Here is a 3181-nt window from a genome sequence, read left to right as displayed (position 1 = left end):
GTCCCAATAGCCCTTCATCACCGAATAGCCGCGCGTGCAAAGCTCGCCAGGCTCCCCGACCGCGACGGTCGCGCCATCCGCGCCGATCGCTTTCACCTCGACATGCGGGTGGATGCGGCCGACGGTGGAGACGCGCTTTTCAAGCGGGTCGTCGACGCTGCTCTGGAAGGAGACCGGGCTGGTCTCGGTCATGCCATAGGCGATGGTCACCTGGCTCATATGCATGAGCGACACCACCTTCTTCATCACCTCGATCGGGCATGGCGAGCCGGCCATGATGCCGGTGCGCAGGCTGGAGAGGTCGAAGCCGGCGAAATCGGCATGGTCGAGCATGGCGACGAACATGGTCGGCACGCCGTAGAGCCCGGTGCAATGCTCCTGCGCGACCGCTTTCAGCGTCGCGCCGGCGTCAAACCCTTCGCCAGGGAAGACCATGGTCGCGCCCTTCGACACGCAGCCCATCGTGCCCATCGACATGCCGAAGCAATGGTAGAGCGGCACGGGGATGCAGAGCCGGTCATCGACGGTGAGTTTTATGGCCGAGGTGACGAAATTGCCGTTGTTGACGATGTTCGCGTGGGTCAGCGTCGCCCCCTTCGGCGCGCCGGTCGTGCCGCTGGTGAACTGGATGTTGATGGCATCTGCGGGCTTCAGGCTCTCCGAGATGCGGTCGAGACTGTCGTGCTCGTCGCGGCCGGCCATGGCCAGCACATCGCCGAAATTGAACATGCCGGGCGAATTGTCGTCACCCATGCGGATGACGATCTTCAACGCCGGCAGCTTTTTCGCCTTGAGCTTGCCGGGCTCCGCCTTGGCGATCTCCGGCGCGAGCGTCTCGATCATGCCGAGGTAATCGGATGTCTTGAACTGGGCCGCCGTGACCAGCGCCTTGCAGCCGACCTTGTTGAGCGCATATTCCAGCTCGGTCAGCCGATAGGCCGGGTTGATGTTGACCAGGATCAGGCCGATGCGAGCGGTGGCGAACTGCGTCACCAGCCATTCCCAGCGGTTCGGCGACCAGATGCCGACGCGGTCGCCCTTTTCCAGGCCGAGCGCCAGGAAACCGGCGGCCAGGGCGTCGACCGCATCCGACAGCTCGCTCCAGGTGAAGCGCTTGTCCTGACCGACGAAGACGGCGGCGTCGAGCGTGGCGTATTTGCTCACCGTATCGGAGAACAGCTCCGGAATGGTCTTGTCGAGCAAAGGCACCAAGCGATCGCCCGAGACATGCGCCTTGCCGCCGGCCGGGGCAATAAAGGTGCCGCTCGCGCGATGCCCGCGCAAATTGGTGGCGTTCATAAGCTCGTCGAGTTTGATCGCCATCGCCGTCTCCTCCCGAGATGATTGAGCCTATCAGCCTGCAAAGGCGGTGGAAACCCGCCGAAGGTAGGGAGGGCTAAGCGACCAAGGCGCCCATTTTGGCTGCGATTGCCCGCAACCGTGCCTCATCCGCCGCGTCGCGCTGCTTCCTCGACGCGACCAGACAGGCCTGCGACTTGAGGATGGTGCCGTCGCCCAGCACCTTGAGGTGGTTGGCGCGCAGCGTCGAGCCGGTGGTGGTGATGTCGACGATGACGTCCGCCAGGCCGGCGGCCGGCGCGCCTTCGGTGGCGCCGAGGCTTTCGACGATGCGGTAGACCTGGATGCCGTGCTTGAGCGAAAAGAACTGCTGCGTCAGCCGCCAATATTTGGTGGCGATCCTGAGCCGCCGGCCGTGGCGCTGGCGGAAATCGGCGGCGACATCGTCAAGATCGGCCATGGTGTCGACATCGAGCCAGATGTCGGGCACGGCCACCACGACGTCGGCATTGCCGAAGCCGAGGCGCGCGACGATCTCGGCGCGCGCTTCCCAGTCGGCGAGATTCTCGCGCAAAAGATCCTCGCCGGTGATGCCGAGATCGACCGACCCTTGCCCGATCTCGCCGGCGATCTCGGACGCGGACAGGAAGGCCACCTCGACATTGTCGAGGCCGTCGATACGCGCGCGGTATTTGCGGTCGTCCTCGGGCAAGGTAACGGCCAGCCCTGCCTTGGCCAGCACTTCGAGCGACTGTTCCTTGAGTCGGCCTTTCGACGGGATCGCCAGCGTGATCATTTGGCATTCTCCCGCAAGGCTTCGATCCGGTCGAGCCAGACCGAAAAACCGACGCCGGGAATCGGCTTCTTGGCGCCAAGCAGCGTCAGCAGCCGGTCGTAGCGGCCGCCGCCGACAAGCGGGCGATCGCCTCCCTGGACAGCGATCTCGAAGACGAGGCCGGTGTAATAGTCGAGCGGGCGGCCGAAAGCGGCATCGTAGCGGATCTGCGCCGAGGACAGCCCATGCGCCTCGATCGCCTTGGCGCGGGCGGAGAAATTCTCCAGCGCCGGCCCCAGCGACAGGCCGGCATCAGCGGCGAATTTTTCCAGCGCCGCGGTCGCGCCGCTGAGCGCGACGTCGATCTCGAGAAAACCCTTCAACGCCGAGAAGGCGTCATCGGAGAGCCGCACGCTGCGCAACTGTGCTTTCTCGATCAGCCGGCGCGCAATGTCGGCCGGCGAGCGGCCGCCGGAAGCCGACAGCCCGGCCTGCTCCATGCCTTCGGCAATGTGCGCGGCGAGGCCTTCCTGATCGCCGTCGAGCACCAGCAAGGCGACGGGACCGGAGAGCTGGCTGTTGCGCGGCGGGTTGGCGAGATCGGCAAGGGCCGCTTCCAACATCGGCGCCGAACCGAAGGCGCGGGCCAGCCGCATGCGCCAGCCGCGCGGCAGGCCGAGCGCGGCCAGCACCGCCTCGAACAGGGTCTGGTCGCCAAGCGTGATGGCGAGGGGCCGTCCCGGCAGCACCAGCGACAGCAGCGCATGCGCCTCGGCCAGCGAACGGGCATCGGCGGCGGCGATGTCAGTGTCGCCGAGATCCTCGATGCCGGCCTGGAAGAACTCGTTGCCACCCTCACGGCGCTGGCGGAACACCTCGCCCAGGTAAGAATAGCGGCGCGGCGTGCCGGCCTGGCTGGCGATGTGGTCGAGGCAGACCGGAATGGTGAATTCGGGCCGCAGGCACAGCGTCTTGCCGGTCTCGCTCTCGGTCAGGAAGATGCGCCGGCGCAGGTCTTCGCCCGCCATATCGAGGAACGGATCGGCCGGCTGCAGCACGGCGACTTCGACCGCGTGCGTATCGCGGGCGGCGAAGAGTTTCGCGATG

Annotated in this window: 3 protein-coding genes; all 3 read right to left on the bottom strand. The window is 66.1% G+C overall.

The genetic code is table 11. The annotated features are described in order from the left end of the window. Nucleotides 1-1323 (bottom strand): AMP-binding protein (locus EOA28_RS30350; RefSeq protein ID WP_128315598.1); only part of this gene is annotated, 1323 nt, incomplete at its 3' end. Nucleotides 1324-1396: 73 nt separating this feature from the next. Continuing rightward, nucleotides 1397-2095 carry an ATP phosphoribosyltransferase gene (gene hisG / locus EOA28_RS30345; RefSeq protein ID WP_126078871.1) on the bottom strand — a complete coding sequence of 233 codons (699 nt, stop codon included), beginning with the start codon at nucleotides 2093-2095 and terminating at the stop codon, nucleotides 1397-1399. Next, nucleotides 2092-3180: an ATP phosphoribosyltransferase regulatory subunit gene (locus tag EOA28_RS30340; protein WP_128315597.1), complete on the bottom strand. Its 1089-nt coding sequence runs from the start codon at nucleotides 3178-3180 to the stop codon at nucleotides 2092-2094. Before EOA28_RS30340 ends, hisG begins: the two co-directional genes overlap by 4 nt. Nucleotide 3181: the final 1 nt, after the last annotated feature.

The sequence above is a fragment of the Mesorhizobium sp. M2A.F.Ca.ET.067.02.1.1 genome, from assembly GCF_004023285.1.
Classification (GTDB): Bacteria; Pseudomonadota; Alphaproteobacteria; order Rhizobiales; family Rhizobiaceae; genus Mesorhizobium.
Note: the sequence above shows the minus strand (reverse complement) of the source record. Positions and strands in the feature narration are given on the sequence as shown.